General features: G+C 69.8%; 21 protein-coding genes and 1 tRNA gene (1 of these 22 cut by a window edge). 12 read left to right on the forward strand and 10 right to left on the reverse strand.

Features of this window, described 5'->3' with window-relative positions:
- Position 1: 1 nt before the first annotated feature.
- The 4 genes from FB381_RS08255 to FB381_RS08270 form a co-directional block, all read right to left on the reverse strand.
- A complete protein-coding gene (locus FB381_RS08255) occupies positions 2-967 on the reverse strand; it encodes an ATP-binding cassette domain-containing protein (protein WP_141779840.1) in 966 nt (321 codons plus the stop codon).
- 105 nt (positions 968-1,072) lie between these two features.
- Positions 1,073-1,666, reverse strand: a complete 594-nt coding sequence (locus tag FB381_RS08260; protein WP_141779841.1) for a PadR family transcriptional regulator — start codon at positions 1,664-1,666, stop codon at positions 1,073-1,075.
- A gap of 298 nt (positions 1,667-1,964) precedes the next feature.
- On the reverse strand, positions 1,965-2,144 hold the full coding sequence (locus FB381_RS08265) for a YegP family protein (RefSeq protein ID WP_141779842.1): 180 nt from the start codon (positions 2,142-2,144) through the stop codon (positions 1,965-1,967).
- Between the two features lie 94 nt (positions 2,145-2,238).
- Complete coding sequence (locus tag FB381_RS08270) at positions 2,239-2,700, reverse strand: DUF3817 domain-containing protein (protein ID WP_141779843.1); 462 nt, start codon at positions 2,698-2,700, stop codon at positions 2,239-2,241.
- Positions 2,701-2,752: 52 nt separating this feature from the next.
- On the opposite strand from FB381_RS08270, the gene FB381_RS08275 reads away from it, so the two are divergent.
- On the forward strand, positions 2,753-3,307 hold the full coding sequence (locus FB381_RS08275) for a Dps family protein (protein ID WP_141779844.1): 555 nt from the start codon (positions 2,753-2,755) through the stop codon (positions 3,305-3,307).
- A gap of 32 nt (positions 3,308-3,339) precedes the next feature.
- On the opposite strand, the gene FB381_RS08280 is transcribed toward FB381_RS08275, so the two are convergent.
- Positions 3,340-4,014, reverse strand: coding sequence for a class E sortase (locus tag FB381_RS08280; RefSeq protein ID WP_246088020.1), 675 nt, complete (start codon positions 4,012-4,014; stop codon positions 3,340-3,342).
- Positions 4,015-4,336: 322 nt separating this feature from the next.
- Here FB381_RS08280 and FB381_RS08285 point away from each other — a divergent pair, with 322 nt between their 5' ends.
- On the forward strand, positions 4,337-5,209 hold the full coding sequence (locus FB381_RS08285; protein WP_141779846.1) for a glycoside hydrolase family 16 protein: 873 nt from the start codon (positions 4,337-4,339) through the stop codon (positions 5,207-5,209).
- Positions 5,210-5,291: 82 nt separating this feature from the next.
- On the opposite strand, the gene FB381_RS08290 is transcribed toward FB381_RS08285, so the two are convergent.
- The gene (locus tag FB381_RS08290) at positions 5,292-5,993 is read right to left on the reverse strand and encodes an NAD(P)H-dependent oxidoreductase (RefSeq protein WP_141779847.1); all 702 of its coding nucleotides are present in this window, start codon (positions 5,991-5,993) and stop codon (positions 5,292-5,294) included.
- A gap of 136 nt (positions 5,994-6,129) precedes the next feature.
- Here FB381_RS08290 and FB381_RS08295 point away from each other — a divergent pair, with 136 nt between their 5' ends.
- The 4 genes from FB381_RS08295 to FB381_RS08310 are packed head-to-tail and all read left to right on the forward strand — an operon-like array spanning position 6,130 to position 9,785.
- Entirely contained in the window at positions 6,130-6,918 is a 789-nt protein-coding gene (locus FB381_RS08295; protein ID WP_141779848.1) for a (Fe-S)-binding protein, read from the forward strand.
- A complete protein-coding gene (locus tag FB381_RS08300; RefSeq protein ID WP_141779849.1) occupies positions 6,915-8,360 on the forward strand; it encodes a lactate utilization protein B in 1,446 nt (481 codons plus the stop codon). The genes FB381_RS08295 and FB381_RS08300 overlap by 4 nt, the downstream gene beginning before the upstream one ends.
- Entirely contained in the window at positions 8,353-8,949 is a 597-nt protein-coding gene (locus FB381_RS08305; RefSeq protein ID WP_141779850.1) for a LutC/YkgG family protein, read from the forward strand. The genes FB381_RS08300 and FB381_RS08305 overlap by 8 nt, the downstream gene beginning before the upstream one ends.
- Positions 8,946-9,785: a hypothetical protein gene (locus FB381_RS08310; protein WP_141779851.1), complete on the forward strand. Its 840-nt coding sequence runs from the start codon at positions 8,946-8,948 to the stop codon at positions 9,783-9,785. Before FB381_RS08305 ends, FB381_RS08310 begins: the two co-directional genes overlap by 4 nt.
- Positions 9,786-9,798: 13 nt before the next feature.
- Here FB381_RS08310 and FB381_RS08315 read toward each other — a convergent pair whose 3' ends face one another.
- Entirely contained in the window at positions 9,799-10,614 is an 816-nt protein-coding gene (locus FB381_RS08315) for a GAP family protein (RefSeq protein WP_211352363.1), read from the reverse strand.
- 117 nt (positions 10,615-10,731) lie between these two features.
- Here FB381_RS08315 and FB381_RS08320 point away from each other — a divergent pair, with 117 nt between their 5' ends.
- The 5 genes from FB381_RS08320 (at position 10,732) to FB381_RS08340 (ending at position 16,777) form a co-directional block, all read left to right on the forward strand.
- A complete protein-coding gene (locus tag FB381_RS08320) occupies positions 10,732-12,057 on the forward strand; it encodes a sensor histidine kinase (RefSeq protein WP_141779852.1) in 1,326 nt (441 codons plus the stop codon).
- Positions 12,054-12,710, forward strand: a complete 657-nt coding sequence (locus FB381_RS08325) for a response regulator (protein WP_141779853.1) — start codon at positions 12,054-12,056, stop codon at positions 12,708-12,710. The genes FB381_RS08320 and FB381_RS08325 overlap by 4 nt, the downstream gene beginning before the upstream one ends.
- Positions 12,711-12,852: 142 nt before the next feature.
- Complete coding sequence (locus FB381_RS08330; protein WP_141779854.1) at positions 12,853-13,278, forward strand: ribonuclease domain-containing protein; 426 nt, start codon at positions 12,853-12,855, stop codon at positions 13,276-13,278.
- A 185-nt stretch (positions 13,279-13,463) separates the two neighbouring features.
- Positions 13,464-15,764 (forward strand): transglycosylase domain-containing protein, encoded by a 2,301-nt coding sequence (locus tag FB381_RS08335; RefSeq protein ID WP_246088021.1) that lies wholly within the window; start codon positions 13,464-13,466, stop codon positions 15,762-15,764.
- Positions 15,765-15,889: 125 nt separating this feature from the next.
- Positions 15,890-16,777, forward strand: a complete 888-nt coding sequence (locus tag FB381_RS08340) for a GNAT family N-acetyltransferase (RefSeq protein WP_141779856.1) — start codon at positions 15,890-15,892, stop codon at positions 16,775-16,777.
- On the opposite strand, the gene FB381_RS08345 is transcribed toward FB381_RS08340, so the two are convergent.
- The 3 genes from FB381_RS08345 to FB381_RS08355 form a co-directional block, all read right to left on the reverse strand.
- Positions 16,772-16,848, reverse strand: a tRNA-Ile gene (locus FB381_RS08345). The genes FB381_RS08340 and FB381_RS08345 overlap by 6 nt on opposite strands.
- A gap of 116 nt (positions 16,849-16,964) precedes the next feature.
- Positions 16,965-17,441, reverse strand: a complete 477-nt coding sequence (locus tag FB381_RS08350; protein WP_141779857.1) for an SRPBCC family protein — start codon at positions 17,439-17,441, stop codon at positions 16,965-16,967.
- A gap of 7 nt (positions 17,442-17,448) precedes the next feature.
- A complete protein-coding gene (locus FB381_RS08355; RefSeq protein ID WP_170225095.1) occupies positions 17,449-18,912 on the reverse strand; it encodes a serine/threonine-protein kinase in 1,464 nt (487 codons plus the stop codon).
- A 133-nt stretch (positions 18,913-19,045) separates the two neighbouring features.
- Here FB381_RS08355 and tyrS point away from each other — a divergent pair, with 133 nt between their 5' ends.
- On the forward strand, positions 19,046-19,766 hold the 5' portion of the coding sequence (gene tyrS / locus FB381_RS08360) for a tyrosine--tRNA ligase (RefSeq protein ID WP_141779859.1). It continues 551 nt past the right edge of the window; only the first 721 of its 1,272 coding nucleotides appear in the window; it begins with the start codon at positions 19,046-19,048; its stop codon lies beyond the right edge, outside the window.

A 19,766-nucleotide genomic window follows, 5' to 3' on the forward strand; every position in this document is an offset into this window, starting at 1 on the left:
TTCATGCGGCATCCTCCTCGGGCGTCTCCTCGGCGGCGTGTCCGGTCAGGGTGAGGAACACCTCGTCCAGGCTCGGCTGACCGAGCGCGAACTCGGTGACGTCGATGCCGCTGCGGGACAGCTCGGCCAGGGAACGGGCGACCCGCTCGGGGTCGGAGATCCGCGCGGACAGCGCGGCCGGGTCGGCGGACGGCTCGACCGGAACCTCGAGGACGCCGGCGAGGACCCGCTCTGCTGGGGCCCGCTGTTCGGGCGCACGTAGCCGTAGGTGGAGCGAGCCGGCGCCGACCGATGCCTTGAGCTGGCCGCTCGAGCCCTCGGCGATCACCTTCCCGTGGTCGATCACCGCTAACCGGTCGGCCAGCTGGTCGGCCTCGTCGAGATACTGCGTGGTCAGCAACACGGTGGTGCCTTCGGCGACCATGGCCCTGACGATCTCCCACACCTGGTTCCTGCTGCGCGGGTCGAGCCCGGTCGTGGGCTCGTCGAGGAAGATCAGCTCGGGGGTGACGACCAGGCTGGCCGCGATGTCGATGCGCCGGCGCATCCCGCCGGAGTACTTCTTCACCTGCCGGTCGGCCGCCTCGGCAAGACCGAACGCGTCGAGCAGGTCGGCCGCCCGCTCCCTGCCTCGGCGGCGTGAGTAGCCGAACAGCCTGGCGAGCAGCAACAGGTTCTCCACCCCGGTGAGGTCCTCGTCGACCGACGCGAACTGCCCGGTGAGGCTCACCCTGCTCCGCACCGCGCGGGCGTCACGCACGACGTCGTAGCCGAGCACGTGCGCCTCTCCGGCGTCGGGGCGCAGGAGCGTGGCCAGCATACGGATCGCGGTGGTCTTGCCCGCCCCGTTCGGGCCGAGCAGGCCGTACACGCCCCCGGCGCTCACGGCCAGGTCCACACCGGCGACCGCGGTGGTCTTGCCGAAGCTCTTCTTCAACCCTCTCGTCTCGATCGCGAGCTTTCCCATCGGTTCGATTCCCTCTCTCGGCGTTGCGAACGGATTGGTTGAGCACTAGCCAAGTTTGACTACTTGGCCAAAGTACGCCGAAGGAGAACAACTAGTCAAGGTTGATTAGAAGCGCATCTCGAGGGGATCGGGGACCGTTCGCCACGAACCCGGATCATCGGCCATGGTGTAGGCGCCCTCAGAGAGTCGTTTGCTCAGGCTCTTCGCCCACTCCAGCTCGGTGCGGGCGCGTCCCGCCCACAGGTCGGCCTGCTCGCGGACGTGTTCGGGAATGTCGGAGTTCGGGTTCTCCCACCCCTGGGCCTGCCCGACGAGCTCCGCTTCCAGGCGTGCGACCCGTTCGTCAACGTGCGCGATGGCATCTGCCCTGGTCAGCATGGGCAACATGGCGACGGCCGCGTCGAGCATGGTGGGGTCATGGGTGCGCCGTAGACCGTCGCGGACCAGTTCGACTATCTCGTCACGTCCCCGATCTGTCACGCGGTACAGAACGCGATCCGGCCCGGAGTTGCCCGGCTCGGCGTGCTCGTTGAGGAGGCCATCAGCCGCCGCCTTCTTCAGCGCGTGATAGATCGAGCCGGGCTTGATCTTGGCCCAGATCTCCGCACCCCAGCTCTGTAGCTCGGACCGCACCTGGTAGCCATGCGCGCCGCCGGAGAGGTGCACGACACCGAGTACCAGGAGCTTCGTCGCCGACATACGCCCACCTCCGCTCAACCTGCTCGGACTCGCTCCGCATGCGCGCCCGCCAGGGTCGTGTCAACTCCCGTCAACACTACGGTGCGGCACTGGAAGTTGTGTCATTCCTCGTGGGGGCAAAGAGTGGGAGGTGGCCGCCCTCGTGGCTGCTACGGCTCCGGGCGCACCCGCCGGGGCTCGATTCCAGCTCGGGGGCCACAGAAAGAGCCGCTGACCAGGCACAACGCCATGGCCAGCCGCTCTCTTCATGTGAGCGACAGGGCGGATCGCCGGGTGTCACCCCTGTTGACGGTGTCGGTCAGTCGACCTCGACCACGGCGGCGTCGGCCGCCGCCCGCTGGACCGATTCGGTGCCCTTGATCGCGGCCCTCTTGGACTCGTAGGCCTCGCCCGATGCGACGATCTCGCCGTTACCGGCCTTCAGTCGCCATCGGAACTTGCCCGCCTTGTCCTCATACACCTCGAACTTGCCGGCCATCGCGAATGCTCCTTCGTAGTGGGGATGCGTTCGCGATCACGGTAGCCAGACCGCGTGACCTCTGGCTAGGGCCACGCGCGCCGGCGACGCCGGGTCAGCCGACCGGCGGGCCGGCGACGAGGGCGACGACGGTCAGCACCGCGACGCTCGCGACGCCGACGCCCAGACCACCGATCGGGTTGCGCAGCAGCCAGGCCAGCGGACGCTCGAGGGGGCGAGCCGGGGCCTCGGAGGTCAGCCGCCATGCCGGCACGAGGAGATCGTGGCGCTCGGCGTAGCGCTCGAACCAGAGGGTGAGGAACGGCGGGATCGAGGAGGCGAGGCCGCCGAGGCGCCTGCCGAACGACCAGCGCTGGTCGACGGCGATCGCGACCGTGGTCACGCAGTAGGTGATGAACACGATCCCGTGCAGCATGCCGAAGATGCTGACCGCCAGGTCGGTGGTCTCCGTGACGTACTTCAGGAACATGCCGATGAGCAGGGCGGTCCAGGTCACCGCCTCGGCGGTCGCGACGAGACGGAAGAGGCGGGACGGCGAGCGGAGAAGTGCGGACACGCGCCGAGTTTATGCGGTATGAACCGAGCCGCTGACGGGTACCTACCAGCACATGACTACCAACAAGCCGCACTACACCGTCCCCGGCCTCGACGAGGGTGCCGCGACGAGGATCATCGACCTGTTGCAGTCGCGTCTGCACGCCACCAACGACCTCCAGCTCACCCTCAAGCATGTGCATTGGAACGTCGTGGGTCCGCACTTCATCGCCGTGCACCAGATGATCGACCCCCAGGTCGACGCGGTGCGCGACATGGCCGACGCTCTCGCCGAGCGCATCGCCACCGTGGGCGGAGCCCCGCGAGGCACTCCTGGGGCACTGGTCAAGGAGCGTACGTGGAACGAGTACAGCATCGGACGGGCCACGACCCAGGAGCACCTGGCCGCCCTCGACCTGACCTACCAGGGCGTGATCGGCTCCTACCGCGAGGCGATCGACACCCTCGAGCAGCTCGACCCGGTGACGCAGGACATCCTGATCAGCCAGACCGAGCAGCTCGAGCTCTTCCACTGGTTCGTACGCGCCCACCTGGAGGATCAGGGCGGCCAGCTGCAGACCGGCAGCGCGTCCACCGAGACGGACGCGGCGAAGGCCGCCCACGGCTGAAGTTCCCGCGGGGTGGCGACGCGCCCCGCGAGCTACCTCGCCGGCTCTGTCGAGACCAGCTTGCCGAATGCGATCATCCGGTTGTCGGTGTGGAAGAGCTCGGAGCAGGTGGTGAGGGTGATCAGGCGCTGACCCTCGCCCTGCTCCGGCTCCACGCCGACCCGCTCGGGGTTGTCGGGGACCGGATCGGTGACCCAGCCCGACGTGAACGGCACGACCAGGTCGTCGCCGTTGCTGGTGAACTCGTAGACGTACGTCTTCTCCCTGGTCAGCACGCGGATCTTGTCGCCTGAGCGAAGCTCGGGCAGGTCGCGGAGCGGCTCACCGTGGGTGATCCGGTGGCCGGCGAGCGCGAAGTTGCCGACCTCGCCCGGCCCGGCCGTGCCCGCGAAGTGGCCGAACCCAGCGCTCAACGCGCGATCTGAGGTGCCTTCGATGACCGGCACCCGGTAGCCCTTCCCGAACCGAGGGATCTCGATGACGGTGCTGGTCGACCCGGCGTCGGTGTGGACCGCCGCGCGGCCGGAGTCCCACGCCTTCTCGATCCTCGTGGTCGTCTTCTGCTGCCGTTCCTTGCTGACGTACGTCGTCCCGTAGAGCTCCCAGACGACGTAGCCGAGGATCGCCAGACCGGCGAGGATCAGGACGATCCCGACCCAGAAGAGGGGCCGGCGTCGTCCGGTCCGGGGCGGCGTGGTGGTGGGCATCGGGCCAAGCATCTCAACCATTCTGGTGATTGCCTCTCGACTCAGCTGATCGGGTCCTCGACGTCGGGTCGGCGACCTGGCGGATCCTCGGAGATCGGACGCTCGGCCCTGACCGGATGGCGCCGCTGTAGTCCTCGTGCTCGAGAGCGATCTGCTCGACGAGAGCACGGAGCGGCGTCCACGTTCTGCTCGGATCCGTGCCGTGGCGACCATCTCGCCTGCAGTGTGTCCGGAGGCCGGGTCGGCGTTTCAGCTCCGGGCCAGGGTAAATAACTGTAAGGTCGCCTTACAGTTAACCCCCACGTTCGCGAAGGAGCGATCGATGCGAAGCTCGAGGATCCGCACCCGCACCATCCGCACCACACTCACGGCGAGCGCCGCTCTGGCTCTCGTCCTCGCTGCCCCGCTCGCCGCACCGGCTGCGGTGCCCGGCCCCGCAGGCGGCTCCGACCAGGCGCCGGCCGCACCCGAAGCCTCCGCCCTGACCTGGTCGGACGAGTTCGACGGCGCCGCGGGCAGCGCCCCCAACGGTGCCAACTGGAACCTCGAGACCGGGGGAGGGGGCTGGGGCAACAACGAGCTCCAGACCTACACCGACTCCCGCGACAACTCCGCGCTCGACGGTAACGGCAACCTCGTCATCACCGCCCGGCAGGACGGCAGCGGCTACACCTCGGCCCGGCTGACCACCAAGGGCAAGGTGCAGCCGAAGTTCGGGCACCTCGAGGCGCGCATCAAGATCCCGCGTGGCCAGGGCATCTGGCCGGCGTTCTGGATGCTGGGCGGCCAGTTCCCCGACACCCCGTGGCCCGACTCCGGCGAGATCGACATCATGGAGAACGTCGGCTTCGAGCCCCACATGGTGCACGGCACCCTGCACGGTCCGGGCTACTCCGGCGGCAACCCGATCACCGGCTCCTACACCCACCCGCAGGGCTGGTCCTTCGCCGACGACTTCCACACCTTCGCCATCGACTGGCAGCCCGGATCGGTCAGCTGGTCGGTCGACGGCAACGTCTACCAGACCCGCACCACCGCCGACACCGGCGGCAACCCGTGGGTCTTCGACCAGCCGTTCTTCTTCATCCTCAACGTCGCGGTCGGCGGCAACTGGCCCGGCAACCCCGACGGCACCACCCAGTTTCCGCAGAGCATGGTCGTCGACTACATCCGCGTCTACGACTCCCAGCTCTGAGGAGCCTGCCGGATACGACGGGACGCTCTTGTCCGTTACCTATGGGTAGACCGACAAGAGCGTCCCGTCGTACCGCTCGCCGCTAGCCGTCGCTGCGGTGGGCGGACAGGTCTTCCTTCCCCGGTGCCACGCTCGGGTGCAGCTTGATCGTGTGGTCGTAGTGGTCGTCGGTCATGGGCAGATACTCGATGCGCGGCTCGTCGGTGACTCCCTTGAGGCGTACGGCGAGGTCGGTCTCGAGCTGGGCAAGCACGTCGGTGTCGACGTCACCGGTCTCGGTGATCAGGTGGGGCCGCAGCGGGTCCATGCCGGTGTACCAGAAAGTGCCGTGCAGCAGCGGCCACAGGACGTCCTCGATGTGGCCGCTGATCCCGCGCGGCCCGAGGCTGTCGGCCCGGTCGCCGGCGGTCACGATCGTCAGCGCGCGCTTGCCGACCAGCCCGCCCTTGCCATACTTCAGCGGTTTGCCCGTCTCCGGATCCGGTACGTCGTAGGCGAACCCCGACTCGAAGACCCGGTCGATCCAGCCCTTGAGGACCGCCGGCACCGAATACCACCACAGCGGGAACTGCATGACCACGAGATCGGCTTCGCGCAGCCGCTCCTGGTGCCGGCGTACGTCCTCCTCGCCCGTCTCCACGAGGAGCGGATCGAAGCCTTCGCGGTAGAGGTCGACCTCGTCGACGCTCCAGCCGTTCTCGCGAAGCGCCGTGATGCCTGCCTCGCGCAGGTGTCCGTTCAGTGACGACGTGTGCGGATGTGCCCAGACCCAGAGTGCGTGCATGGGCGGAGAACGCGGCGGGCGTCGCACCGATTCCCGCGCCGAGAGACCCACGTCCGCGAACCCGCCGGCCGTTCGGGCATTCGCCACGACAGCCCGGCGATTCCTGATAGGACTGAGGGGACGAAGGAGGCCGCGGATGCGAGTCGCACTCATGGTCACGTGCATCAACGAAGCGCTCTACCCCCGCACCGGGCAGGCGGTCGTCCGGCTCCTGCGAAGACTCGGTGTCGAGGTCGACTTCCCGCAGGCGCAGACCTGCTGCGGGCAGCCGATGGTCAACACCGGCTATCTCGACGAGGCGGTGCCGGCGGTGCGTACGTTCGTGGAGGCGTTCGCCGGCTATGACGCCGTCGTCTCGCCGTCCGGGTCCTGCACCGGATCGGCGAGACATCAGCACTCGATCGTGGCCCGTCGCTCCGGCGACGCCGATCTGGAGGCCGCCGTCGCCGACCTGGCGCCCAAGGTCTATGAGCTCTCCGAGTTCCTCGTCGACGTGCTCGGCGTGACCGACGTCGGCGCCTACTACCCGCACCGGGTGACCTACCACCCGACGTGCCACTCGCTGCGGATGCTCGGCGTCGGCGACCGGCCGCGCCGGCTGCTGGAATCGGTGCGCGGCCTCACCCTGGTCGACCTGCCCGGCGCCGACCAGTGCTGCGGCTTCGGCGGCACCTTCGCGGTCAAGAACGCCGACACCTCGATCGCGATGGGCGCCGACAAGGCCCGCCACATCAAGGAGACGGGAGCCGAGATGGTCGTCGCGGGGGACAACTCCTGCCTGACCCACATCGGCGGTGTGCTCTCCCGGCAGCGCTCCGGCGTACGCCCGGTGCATCTCGCCGAGATCCTCGCCTCCACCGAGGCGACCGTCGACGAGGCCGCCGAGGTCGATGCGGGGGCCGACGCGGAAGGAGCGGCCCGATGAGCGCCACCTTCGTCGGCATGCCCGCCTTCCCGGAGGCCGCGCGGGAGGCCCTCGCCGACTCCCAGCTCCGCTACAACCTCGCCCACGCCACCGGCACCATCCGCGACAAGCGGGCGAAGGTCGTCGCCGAGGTCGATGATTGGGAAGACCTCCGAGTCGCCGGCGCCGCCGTCAAGGAGACCGCGCTGCGCGACCTCGAGCGCCATCTCGTACGCCTCGAGGAGACCCTCACCGCCAACGGCGCTACCGTGCACTGGGCCCGTGACGCGGCCGAGGCCAACGCGATCGTCGCCGCGATCGCCAAGGACCACGCCGCCGAGGAGGTGGTGAAGGTCAAGTCGATGGTGACCCAGGAGATCGGGCTCAACGAGGCGCTCGCCGAAGAGGGCATCGCCGCCTGGGAGACCGACCTGGCCGAGCTGATCGTGCAGCTGGGCGACGACCTGCCCTCCCACATCCTGGTGCCGGCGATCCACCGCAACCGCGCCGAGATCCGCGAGATCTTCATGTCGAAGATGGCGGCCGCCGGCCGGCCCGCACCCGACGACCTGAGCGACGAGCCGGCGGTGCTCGCGGCCGCCGCCCGCGAGCACCTGCGGGAGAAGTTCCTGCGGGCGAAGGTCGGCGTCTCCGGCGCCAACTTCGCGGTGGCCGAGTCGGGCACCCTCGTGGTCGTCGAGTCGGAGGGCAACGGCCGGATGTGCCTGACGCTGCCCGAGGTGCTGGTCTCGGTGGTGGGCATCGAGAAGGTCGTCTCGCGCTGGGAGGAGCTCGACCCGCTGCTCAGGCTGCTGCCGAGATCCTCGACCGGCGAGCGGATGAACCCCTACACCTCGACCTGGAGCGGCGTGACGCCTGGCGACGGACCGCAGGAGGTGCACGTCGTGCTGCTCGACAACGGCCGCACCCGCGCGCTCGCCGACGAGGTCGGCCGGCAGGCGCTGCGCTGCATCCGCTGCTCGGCCTGCCTCAACGTCTGCCCAGTCTACGAGCGCACCGGCGGCCATGCGTACGGCTCGGTCTACCCCGGCCCGATCGGCGCCATCCTCAACCCGCTGCTCAAGGGCGTCGGGCATGACGACCAGGTCGACTCGCTGCCCTACGCCTCCTCCCTGTGCGGTGCGTGCTTCGAGGTGTGCCCGGTGCGCATCGACATCCCGGCCGTGCTCGTCGACCAGCGCGCCCAGGTCGTCGACGCCCATCGCAACGGTGTGCCGAAGCCGGAGGCCGCCGCCATGAAGGGCGCTGCGTACGTCTTCGGCCGCTCGAGCCGCCTCGCCGGCCTCGAGCGGCTGACCGGCATCGGCCTGGGTCTGGCCCGCCGCGTGGGCATCGCCGCCTGGACCGGCGCGCGGGATCTGCCCGATACGCCGAAGGAGTCGTTCCGGGCCTGGTGGAGACGCACCGACGGCGGTCGGCGGAAGGAGCACGGCGATGACTGAGGCACGCTCCGAGATCCTCGCCGGCGTGCGAGCGGCGCTCGCAGGCGTCGACCCGGCCCCGGCGGCACCCACGGTGCCGGGCGTCTCGCTGACGCCTGCCGATGCGGTGGCGAAGTTCGCCGAGCGCGTCGCCGACTATCGCGCCGTCGTGGAGCGCTGCGGCGCCGCCGAGCTCGCCGACCGGGTCGCGGCCGCGCTCCCCGAAGGCTCCGTGATCGTGCCCGAGGGCCTCTCGGTCCAGGTGCCCGACGCCGTCGTCGACGACGGCACCCTGACCGCGACCGACCTCGACCGCATCGCCGCGGTCGTCACCGAGGCCCGGGTCGGCATCGCCGAGACCGGCACGATCGTGCTCGACCACGGCCCCGGCCAGGGGCGTCGCATCATCTCGCTCGTGCCCGACACCCACGTCTGCATCGTGCACGAGCACCAGGTCGTCGCCGACGTGCCTGACGCCGTCGCAGATCTCGATCCCGCCCGGCCGCTCACCTGGATCAGCGGCCCCTCGGCCACCAGCGACATCGAGCTCGACCGCGTCGAGGGTGTCCATGGTCCCCGCAACCTGCACGTCATCGTCGTCGCCGGATGAGGCCTCTCCTTGCGGCCGTCGTGATGGCCGCAAGCCTGCTGACCGCCTGCGGTGGGTCGGAGCCCGACGATGTGCCCTGGCCCGACGGGCTCACGGCGTACGTCGACCAGACCCGGCTCCAGCGCAACACCGGTGATGCGTTCGTACGCCTCGTCAACGACACCGGGGCGCCGATCGAGGTCTCGAGGGTCGAGGTGAGCAGCGACCGGTTCCGAGCCGGCTGGACCGGGGCCGAGTCGGTCGATCCCGAGATGGACTTCGACGTCGACATGCCCCGCGGGCGGTGCGGCGAGGGCGGCAACGCCGAGGTGACCATGACCTGGCGCCGCGCCGGCGACGACGCGGGGGAGTGGCAGGTCAGCACCGGCCGTGCCGAGGACCGCTACGCCAACATCGCCCAGCTGCTCGACCGCGACTGCGCCGAGCGGAGCCTGACCGAGGCCGCCGACATCACCGTCGGCGACCCGCGGTTCGAGGGCAACGGCAGGCAGAGCGTCTTCGTGCTCCCCGTGACCTTCGCCCCCACCGGAGCGAGCTCTGAGGTCACCTTCGACGGCTGGGAGGGCACCGTGCTCTTCCAGCTCGCCCCCGGCACACCGACCTGGCCGCAGGCCGCGCCGCGACCGATGACGGGCGAGGCGAAGACGCTCGAGATGCGCGTCGTGCCCGCCCGGTGCGACCCGCACGCGCTGGCCGACGACAAGGTGGGTGGCCTGTTCCGCGTCCACGTCGCCGGCCCCGGCATCGCCGCGGATGCGGCCTACTTCCTGCCGTTGAGCAAGGCGCAGCGGAGTGCCCTCTACGACTTCCTGCCGCTCCACTGCGGCTGGGGGTGAGGCCGCTCCGGGGTCAGCCGAAGAGCGACCCGGCAGCGGCCCGGGCGAGCAGGAACCCGACGATCCCGACCGCCCAGGCCGTCGCGCTTGCGGCGTGCTTGACCAGCCACCGGTCGAGCGCGGCCAGCGGTCGGGCCACCAGCGGTGCGGCGAGCACGCGCAGCACGGTGAGCAGGAGCGCCGGGGCGATCATCACTGCGCAGTAGGCGGCGATCCACAGGCCCGAGACCGGCCAGCCGGGCCCTTGCGTGCCGATCACGCCGATCGCGGCGAGGTAGGGGAGCATCGAGGCGACCTCGACCAGGCCGGCGAGCACCGCCAACCCGGCCAGCGCGGCCGTCGAACCCGACTCCGAGGCCACCGCCCGCTCGCGCCAGCGCAGCAGCCGGTGCGGCAGCTGCGGCTCCGCCGGGGACTCCGGCGTCTCCGGAGTCTGCGGTGCATCCGGAGCAGCCGCTGTGCCCACCGTGACCGGCGTCTTCACCGACCTCTTCGGCGGGTCCAGCTTGAAGCTCCAGGCGAACAGGCCGACGCCGAGAAGCAGCTGGCCCCACAGGAACGGCCGCGAGTCCCGCAGCCCGGCGAACGTCTCGGCCAGGGCCGAGCCGCCCAGGAGGATCCCGACGCCGAGCAGCGCGTAGAACCCGCCGATCGCGCCCAGGTAGACGAGGATCCGCCCGGCCCGCACCCGCCCGGGTGCCATCAGCAGCCACACCGGGATCAGCAGGGTGCCGAAGCTGGTGGAGTCGATCAGCGCCAGGATCGCGAGCGCGGCGTACGTCGCCGAGCCGCCCAGATCGCCGGTGAGTGGGCCGAGGTCCATGTCCATGCGTCGACTCTCGCGCCGGGCGCGCCGGCGCGCGTCAGCCGAAACGGTGATCCTTCCGGGGCGGGATACATCCTTCGGATGACCCATGGGTGGCGGCGTACGTGCTGAGATGGTGGCGTGGACCGCCCGACCCTGCTGCAGCAGCTGCCCTCGGCGCTGCTCGGCGGCGGCTCCAGCCTGCGTGCCTCCGACCGGCGCCTGGCCTGGACCGACTCCGGTGTCGTCCTCGCCGTCGGCCTGATGCTCCACTCGTTGGGGCAGGTCGGCACCGTACGCGGGCTGCACCCGTTCGGCCTCGGCGCGGACGACCTCTCGGCCTGGTGGCACCTCGTGCCGCTCGTCGTCGCCGCCGCGGCGCTCGTGCTGAAGCGACGCAAGCCGCTCCTGGTGATGGCCGCCGTCGCCGTCTGCTTCGCCGGCGACCTGCTGATCGGGGGCAGCGTCGCGATGGTGGTGATGCTCTGGGACGCGCTCTACGCCACGCATCTGCACGGCTCGGTCATCACCCGCCGGGTCACCGGCGCCGGGATCGTCGCGGTGATCGCGGCGGCCGTGATCTCCTCCGCGGCGGCCACCTCCGACCCGCGGGTGCCGGCCACGCTCGCGTTCGCCCTGGTCGCGCTCGTGGTCACCCCGATGTGGTGGGGCTCGAACGTACGTCACAACAGCGAGCTCGCCGACGCCGCCGACGAACGCGCCCGGCTCGAGCGGGAGCGCAGCTCGGCGATGTTGCGGCTGGCCGAGGCCGAGCGCCACGACGCGGTCAGGGCCGAGCGCTCCGCCGTCGCCCGTGACCTCCATGACGTGGTCGCCTCCCACCTCTCCGCGATCGCGCTCACCTCCGGGGCGGCGCTGGCCGGCGACGACGACGCCGACCGCACCCGGGCGGCGCTGCGGTCGGTGCGGGCCGAGAGCCTGGCCTCGCTCGACGACATGCGCGCGATGATCCGGGTGCTGCGCTCCGACCCGGTCGATGCCCACGGAGATGCCGGCGACCTCACGGCCGCGTCCCGCACCGCCAACCTCGGCCCGGTCCTGGAGCAGACCCGGCTCGCGGGCATGCCCGTGCGGGTCGAGGATCCGGCCGGCCTCGTCGACGGGGCGGATCTCGCGCTGCCGGTCGCGGTCGACCACGCCGTCTACCGGATCGTGCGCGAGTCGCTGACCAACGCCGTCAAGCACGGCGGCGGCACGGCATACGTCCGGTTGGTGCCGGGTGAGGTGCTCGAGGTCGAGGTGAGCGACGAAGGCGGCGATCGCGAGACCACGGAGGCAGGCAGCGCGACAGGCGTCGGCACCGGAACCGGGCTCGTCTCCATGCGCGAGCGGGCAGAGGCCCTGGACGGCACGTTCGAGGCCGGTCCCGACGGCCCCGGCTGGCGCGTACGAACGGTGCTCCCGCTGCGGGCTTCCAGCGAGGTGGAAGGCGGTACGGTCAGATGATCCGCGTGCTGCTCGCCGACGACCACGCCGCAATCCGCGCCGGCCTACGGATGCTGCTGGCCACGGCCGGCGACATCGAGGTGGTGGGGGAGGCCGCCGACGGTGCCACCGCGGTCGCCAACGCCCGCGCTCTGCGTCCCGACGTCGTGCTGATGGACGTACGCATGCCGGGCACCGACGGCGTGACCGCGACCCGTCAGATCGTCGAGGAGGGGCTCGCCGACGTACTCGTCCTGACCACTTTCGACCTCGACGACTACATCTTCGGCGCCCTGCGTGCCGGCGCGGCCGGCTTCCTGCTCAAGACCGCCGAGTCGGCGGCCCTGATCGACGCGGTCAGGCACGTCGCGGCCGGCGACGGGGTGGTGGCCCCGGAGGTGACCCGGCGGGTGCTGGCCGAGCTGACCGGCCCGGCCGGATCCTCGAGCGCACCCCAGGCGGAAGACCCGGCGAGCCTTCCCGCAGACCTCACCCCGCGCGAGCGCGACGTGCTCAGAGCCTTGGGCCAGGGCCTCTCGAACGCCGACATCGCCGGCCGGCTGGTCATCTCCGAGGCGACCGCCAAGACCCACGTCTCCCGGGTGCTGGCCAAGCTCGGCGTCACCTCGCGGGTGCAGGCCGCCATCGTGGCCCGCGAGACCGGAATCGTCTGAGAAGGCACCGTCTGAGAAGGCACCGTCTGAGAAGGCACCGTCTGAGCCGAGAGTTCACCGGTTCGTGACCTTCGAAGCCCCCCATGGGGGCGCTCCAGGTAGCAGAATTACCGCCGTCCGTAACGCACACTCTGGAGGATTCATGTCCGGGAAGAACCGCTCCGTGCTCACGATGTTCAAGCTGCTCCTGGCAGCGTTCGTCGCCACCGTCAGCCTGTTCGGCGGAAGCGTCGCGCTCGCGCCCGCCGCCCAGGCCGACCCGATCGAGAGCTGCACCCACAAGGGCTGCGCCGAGGCCCTCGACTCCAACCAGGTCTGGGCCTCGCTCGGCTACCCGTCCAACCGTGGGTGGCACGACTGGCCGCCCACCGGCACCTGCAACTTCTCCGGTGGCACCTACAACAACTACGAAGGTGAGCTCCCCACGGGCCACGCCTACCTCGAGTTCGACGTCACCCCGCGCGAGTGCGGCGCTCAGCGCCAGGCGTACCGGATCGTCCTCGACACGACGACGGGTGATGTCTACTTCACCCCCGACCACTACACGACCTTCTACGTGTTGGCCTGATCGATCCGCGAAAGAGCCTCTGACCTGGGCATACATCACCCCCGCGGCCCAGGTCGGAGGCTCTTTGCCGTGCGTGCCACAACCTGAGGACCCGCTGAAACGTCCCGGACACGTGGCCGAAGAGTGCGTAGGGCGTGGGCACCCGCCGTAGTCTTATGGGCGTTTGTGACCGCGGGAGGGGAATCGTGAGCTGGCAGGGCAACTCGCCTTACACACCGACGCCGAAGCCGAAGAAGAAGCGGGGACGGAAGGTCGTCAAGACCTTTTTCATCGTCGTCCTCGTCGGTGCGCTGATCGGCACCCTGGGCGTGATCGTGGCCTACAACGCCATCCAGATCCCCGACGCCAACGCCGCCTACGAGAAGGAGACGTCCTTCGTCTACTACCGCGGCGGCAAGGACGAGGTCGGGCGTTACATCGCCGACTCGCAGGACCGTGACTCGCTGCCGTACGAAGAGATCCCGCAGCTGATGAAGGATGCCGCGGTCGCCGCCGAGGACCGCACCTTCTGGAACAACAGCGGCATCGACATCAAGGGCATCCTGCGCGCTCTGGTCAACAACAACACCGGCGGCACCCAGTCGGGTGCCTCCACGATCACCCAGCAGTACGTCAAGAACCTCTACCTCACCCAGGAGCGCACCTACACGCGCAAGGTGAAGGAAGCGGTCATCTCGGTCAAGATCAACCGGCAGAAGTCCAAGGAGGACATCCTCGCCGGCTACCTCAACACGATCTACTTCGGTCGCGGTGCCTACGGCGTCGAGGCCGCCTCGAACGCCTACTTCAACAAGCCGGCCGCGAAGCTCACCGTCAAGGAGGCCGCGGCGCTCGCCGCGATCATCAACGACCCCAACGACCTCGACCCCAACAACGGCGACGAGGCCGTCACCGAGCTCAAGGGCCGCTACAGCTACGTCATCAACTCGATGGTCAAGCTCGACATGATCGAGGCCGCAGAGGGGGAGAAGGCCAAGGAATCGCTGCCCAAGTTCAAGTCGCCGCGCTCCGACAGCCGACTCGGCGGGCAGAAGGGCCATGCGCTCAAGCTCGTCCGTGACGAGCTGCTCCGCCTCAAGGACGAGCAGGGCAACCCGCTGCTCACCGAGGACGAGATCAACGGTGGCGGGCTCCGGATCACCACCACGCTGACCAAGAAGACGATGAAGGCCGTCGAGAATGCCGTCAGGGACGTACGCCCGGACGACAAGAAGGCCTACTACGAGGACGAGAACAAGAAGGCCGACGAGCTCCACGTCGGCGCCGCGACGGTTGACGTGAAGACCGGCGCACTGCGTGGTTTCTACGGTGGCCAGGACTACCTGGAGTCGCAGCGCAACTGGGCGGCGACCGGCTCCATGGCCGGGTCGACGATGAAGGCGTTCACCCTGGCTGCGGCCCTGAAGGCGGGCTACTCGCTCAAGGACAGCTGGAACGGCAACTCACCCGCCGAGTTCCCGGGCGGTGTGAGCGTACGCAACTCCGGGCAGGACGCCGCCAACCCGACCGGTCACAGCTACGGCGCGCGGATCAGCAGCCTCACCGCGATGGAGGAGTCGGTCAACACCGCCTTCGCGGAGATGTCCGACGCGCTGCCCAAGGGGAGCAAGGACGTCTACGACATGGCCGTGGCTGCGGGCCTGCCGCCGCAGAAGGCCGATCCGGCCCACCCCGGCATGCCGATGACGACCGGCGACTTCAGCCCCGAAGACTTCCTGCTCACCCTCGGCAGGAACCAGGCGAGCCCGATCAACATGGCCAACGCCTACGCCACGATCGCCAACCGAGGCATGCACAACGACGTCCACGCCGTCTCCAAGGTGGTCGACGCAGACGGCACCGTGCTCTACGAGCGTGACGACTCCCGCAAGCCCGAGCGGGCGATGGACGAGGACGTCGCCGACGACACCTCCTACGCCCTCCAGCAGGTCGTCGCCAGCGGCACCGGGCAGGCGGCCAGCGCGGTCGCCCAGCCCGCTGCCGGCAAGACCGGCACCGCGACCAACGGCAAGGACGAGGTCTCCTCGGCCTGGTTCGTCGGTTACACCCCGCAGCTCGCGACGGCGGTCTCCTACAGCCGCGGCACCGGCAACGGCGCCCTCGACGGCTGGCTCGACACCTTCTTCGGCGCCGACTACCCGGCAGACACCTGGGTCGACATCATGAGCGAGCTGACCGACGGGCTCGACCGCGAGGAGTTCCCGCCGCCGGCCTGGCTCGACGGTGAGGCCCCCGAGACCGGCCACGCGCCGTACGTCCCGCCGCCGCCCGAGCCGGAGCCCACCAAGGAGCCGAAGCCGACGAAGAAGCCGTCGCCTTCCAACACTCCGACGCCCACGCCCACCCCGACGCCTACTCCGACGCCGACGCCCACCCCGACAGAGCCCGATCCGCCGCTCCCGCCGGATCCCGGTGACGAGCCGACAGACGAACCGGGGCCGGACGGGCCTGGTCCTGGCACCGGCAACGGCCGCTGGAACGGCTAACAGGGGACCGCATTTCCCGCGACCTTGCTCGACACGGTTAGATAGAGCCCGTGTCTGTGATCGCCCCCGTCGACGTCCACGATGACACCGCTTTGAAGGCCTGGCACGCCGTCGAGGCGGCATCGATGGCTTTCGATCGACCCTATGCGTCACATCGCACGCTGGAGGCGCTCACCACGTCCGTCAGGGCACCGCACGACCACGGTCGCCGGGTGCTGCTGGCCGCGAAGGAGCAGGGCGAGACGATCGGCATCGCCGAGCTCGATCTTCCCGAGGAGGAGCGGGCTCACGTCGTCGAGCTCGGCATCCATGTCCTTCCCGTGCACCGCTGGCGCGGTGTCGGCACCGAGCTGTGGCGTGCCGCCGACGACGTACGCCGCACCAGCGGCCGCACGCTCACGACCGCCGAGGTGACCATCCCGCCGAGGTCGTCCCTGGCCTTCGCGCGGGCCCTCGGCTTCCGTTCCGTACGCCGCGAGGACCACCTCGCCGCCGACCTCCCGCTGCGGCACAAGCCCTTCAATGTGCTCGGCTACGAGATCCTGATGTGGGAGGACCGCACACCCGAGGACCTGCTCCAGCAGTTCGTCGGACTGCGCAACCAGATGGGCAAGGAGATGCCCGGCCGCCCCGACCAGGAGGTCGTCGCCCACACCGAGGAGCGCGTCCGCTCGGCCGAGAAGAGCACCGCCCGCTCCTACGACCGCATCACCGCCGCCGCCCGTGAGATCCTCACCGGCGAGCTCGTCGGATACTCGGTCATGTTCCTGGCCCACGGCAGCGACGAGGCCATCCAGGACGACACCTTCGTCAAGACCGCCCACCGCGGCCACAAGCTCGGCCTGGCCCTCAAGGTCGCCACCCTCGCCGCCGTCCAGCGCGACCACCCCGACCGCACCAGCATCCACACCTGGACCGACCCGTCCAACGACGTGATGCAGCGCATCAACAAGCAGTTCGGCTTCCGCAAGCTCGAGCTCATGCACGAGGTCCAGCGCACCGATCGGTGGTAGGCCGTGCGGGGCTTGAACCCGCGACCCAGGGATTATGAGTCCCCTGCTCTGACCAACTGAGCTAACGGCCCGCGCTGAGCCTAGCGGGATGAGCTGGCGAGACGCCGCACAGCCCAGGACTAGAGGTCGGGACGACGCCGTCAGGAGGCGCTGGCGACCGGCCCTTCTCGTCCGTGCCTCGACCCCGCTACTCGGCTTCGGCGATCTTCTTGATCGCGGCGAGGGTCGCCGGAATGCCCGTGCGAGCGGCTGTGGTGCGGTTCTCGACCTGGTTCGGTGCGTCGTCGCCATACCGCTCGATGAAGACCTCGAGCCCGGCCCTGGTGAACTCCCAGGACTCGGTCAAGGTCGTCGTGCCAGGCTCGTCGCCCGGCTCGAGGTGGAAGCCCCAGCGTGCGTAGCCCTTGCCGACAGACCAGGCGAACTCGCGACCCGGGTCGGCCGCGACGACCTGGGAGCGTGTCTCCCAGGTGCGCTCGGGCACGACGTTCCTCCCCGTGAACCACGCTCCGACCTGGGGGCCTTCTCCCGCATCCCACCAGCACTCCTGGCAGATCGGCGACCACTCACCGGTGCGGGTCACGTCGGAGACGATCGCGTAGAGCTCGTCGGGGGCGACCCGTACGTGGATCGAGTCCGAGTGGGTCCGAGGAGTTGTGTCCATGCTGTGTTCAGCCCTCGCTGTTGATGAGGTATTTCCCGTCGGCGTAGACGAGGCCGAGAGTGACGGTGCCACCGTCGCGCCGACCGTCCTTCATCGTGTAGTTGTAGGTGTAGGTCGCCTTGAGCGGCTCGACGCTGGGGGAGAGCGAGACGACGCTGGTGCTCGCGACGCCGCCCCACCAGTCGCGATAGCCCTCGATCCCGCCGCTGCGAGCCTGGAACGCCGGCGTCAGCATCGTGTAGGCACTGTCCGGGTTCGAGGGGGCGGTAGCGAGATAGCTCCTGATGAAGGCATCGACGCCTTCTGCGGTAGCGCCGGTGGTCTCGCTCGGTGAGGGGCTCTCGCTCGGAGTCTCGCTGGCGGTCTCGCTGGGGCTGCTGCTCGGGCTGGTGCTCGGGCTGGGCTCCTCCGACTCGCCGTCGGTCTTCTCAGCGAGCTCCTCGGCGTTCTGGGTCGGCTCGGAGGTAGCGGTCTTCTTCGGGTCCGCGGCCGGCTCGTCGCTGCGGTTGGCCCACAGCGCTCCGCCGACCAGGAGCACCAGAGCGGCGACCCCGGCGACGAGCAGCACGGGCCACCAGCGCCGGCGCCGATCGGAAGCGCCGGTCGATGCCGCCTCGCCGGTGTCGGCAGCGGCCGCGGGCGCCGCGACGGAGGCGAGCGTCTGAGTACGCTGCGAGACCGGCTCCAGCTTCTCGGCCGGCAACCTGCCCGCCAGGAAGTCGACGACGTCGCCGGCCGACCAGCGCTCGTCCGGGTCGTAGGCCATGGTGTGCTCGAGCAGCGGAGCGAGCCGACCGGCCAGCGGCGTACGCGGCGGGTTCTCGTGCACCACGCGGTAGAGCGTCGCGAGCGCGTTGTCACCGATCCCGTACGGCGGCTCGCCGGTCAGCGACTGGAAGAGGGTGGCGCCCAGCGACCAGATGTCGCTGGCCGGGTTGGCGCGTCCGCCGGTGGCGATCTCGGGGGCCAGATAGGCCGGCGAGCCGGTCACCTGCCCGGTCTGCGTGGTCTGGGAGTCGACGCCGCGCGCGATCCCGAAGTCGGTCAGCTTGGCGCGGCCGCCTCGTCCGACCACGATGTTGGCGGGCTTCACGTCGCGGTGGACGATGCCGGCGGCGTGAGCGGATCGAAGGGCCGAGGCCATCTGGCCGGTCAGGTTGGCGGCGTCCTCGATGGGCAGCGGACCGTCGTCGCGCACCATGTGGGCGAGGGTCTGGCCCTCGACGTACTCCATCACCAGCCAGGGCTTGTCGTCGTCGCGCACCAGGTCGAAGACGGCGACCACGTTCGGGTGCACCAGCCTGGCGGCGAGCTGCGCCTCGCGCTCCACCGCGGCATCGGAGACGCCGTCGAGCGCGACCAGCTGTTTGAGCGCGACCGAGCGCCCCAGCACCTCGTCGGTGGCGAGCCAGACGGCCCCCATCGCTCCCCGGCCGAGCTCCCTCTCGAGCCGGTACCTGCCTGCGATCACCCAGATCCCCTCAAATCTCGTACCTGAACGCCAGTGACAAGAGTAGGGGGTTCTGCCTACTACCCTTGCTTCCTGGACCGCCCGGTGAGGGCGGCGAGACGTCCGACTGATAACGCCCGGAGAAAGGCACCACGTGTCCATCGATCCCACACTCCTCGACGACCTCGAGTGGCGAGGCCTCATCGCCGACTCGACGGACCGCGACGCGCTCGGCGAAGCGCTGGCCGGCGGGAGTGTGAAGTTCTATATCGGGTTCGACCCCACGGCGCCGAGCCTCCACATGGGCAACCTGCTCCAGATCACGATGGCGATGCGTCTGCAGCAGGCCGGCCACACGCCGTACGTCCTGGTCGGCGGCGCCACCGGCATGATCGGTGACCCCCGCGACTCCGGCGAGCGCACGCTCAACTCCTCCGAGACGGTCGGCGAGTGGGTCGGGAAGGTGCGCAGCCAGATCGAGCGGTTCGTCTCCTTCGAGGGCGAGACCGCCGCGACCATGGTCAACAACGCCGACTGGACGGCGTCGCTGTCGGTCATCGACTTCCTGCGTGATGTCGGCAAGCACTTCCCGGTCAACCGGATGCTGGCCCGCGACACCGTGAAGAAGCGCCTCGAGGACGGCATCTCCTACACGGAGTTCTCCTACATCCTCCTGCAGTCCATGGACTACCTGAACCTTTTCCGTACGCACGGCGTGAGCCTGCAGTTCGGTGGCTCCGACCAGTGGGGCAACATCACCGGCGGGGTCGAGCTGGTGCGCCGCGTCACGGGAGAGACGGTGCACGCGTTCACGACGCCACTGATCACCAAGGCCGACGGCACCAAGTACGGAAAGACGGAGGGCGGCGCCCTCT

This window comes from Nocardioides albertanoniae, assembly GCF_006716315.1.
GTDB lineage: Bacteria > Actinomycetota > Actinomycetes > Propionibacteriales > Nocardioidaceae > Nocardioides > Nocardioides albertanoniae.

Excerpts from the sequence above, each read along its gene's own strand:
- FB381_RS08255 (WP_141779840.1), bottom strand. The coding sequence starts at position 967 with ATGGGAAAGCTCGCGATCGAGACGAGAGGGTTGAAGAAGAGCTTCGGC.
- FB381_RS08330 (WP_141779854.1), top strand. The coding sequence starts at position 12,853 with ATGTCCGGGAAGAACCGCTCCGTGCTCACGATGTTCAAGCTGCTCCTG.
- FB381_RS08350 (WP_141779857.1), bottom strand. The coding sequence starts at position 17,441 with ATGGACACAACTCCTCGGACCCACTCGGACTCGATCCACGTACGGGTC.
- FB381_RS08280 (WP_246088020.1), bottom strand. The coding sequence starts at position 4,014 with ATGCCCACCACCACGCCGCCCCGGACCGGACGACGCCGGCCCCTCTTC.
- FB381_RS08285 (WP_141779846.1), top strand. The coding sequence starts at position 4,337 with ATGCGAAGCTCGAGGATCCGCACCCGCACCATCCGCACCACACTCACG.
- FB381_RS08265 (WP_141779842.1), bottom strand. The coding sequence starts at position 2,144 with ATGGCCGGCAAGTTCGAGGTGTATGAGGACAAGGCGGGCAAGTTCCGA.
- FB381_RS08305 (WP_141779850.1), top strand. The coding sequence starts at position 8,353 with ATGACTGAGGCACGCTCCGAGATCCTCGCCGGCGTGCGAGCGGCGCTC.
- FB381_RS08340 (WP_141779856.1), top strand. The coding sequence starts at position 15,890 with ATGGCTTTCGATCGACCCTATGCGTCACATCGCACGCTGGAGGCGCTC.
- FB381_RS08310 (WP_141779851.1), top strand. The coding sequence starts at position 8,946 with ATGAGGCCTCTCCTTGCGGCCGTCGTGATGGCCGCAAGCCTGCTGACC.
- FB381_RS08325 (WP_141779853.1), top strand. The coding sequence starts at position 12,054 with ATGATCCGCGTGCTGCTCGCCGACGACCACGCCGCAATCCGCGCCGGC.
- FB381_RS08315 (WP_211352363.1), bottom strand. The coding sequence starts at position 10,614 with ATGGACATGGACCTCGGCCCACTCACCGGCGATCTGGGCGGCTCGGCG.
- FB381_RS08275 (WP_141779844.1), top strand. The coding sequence starts at position 2,753 with ATGACTACCAACAAGCCGCACTACACCGTCCCCGGCCTCGACGAGGGT.
- FB381_RS08260 (WP_141779841.1), bottom strand. The coding sequence starts at position 1,666 with ATGTCGGCGACGAAGCTCCTGGTACTCGGTGTCGTGCACCTCTCCGGC.
- FB381_RS08290 (WP_141779847.1), bottom strand. The coding sequence starts at position 5,993 with ATGCACGCACTCTGGGTCTGGGCACATCCGCACACGTCGTCACTGAAC.
- FB381_RS08300 (WP_141779849.1), top strand. The coding sequence starts at position 6,915 with ATGAGCGCCACCTTCGTCGGCATGCCCGCCTTCCCGGAGGCCGCGCGG.
- FB381_RS08295 (WP_141779848.1), top strand. The coding sequence starts at position 6,130 with ATGCGAGTCGCACTCATGGTCACGTGCATCAACGAAGCGCTCTACCCC.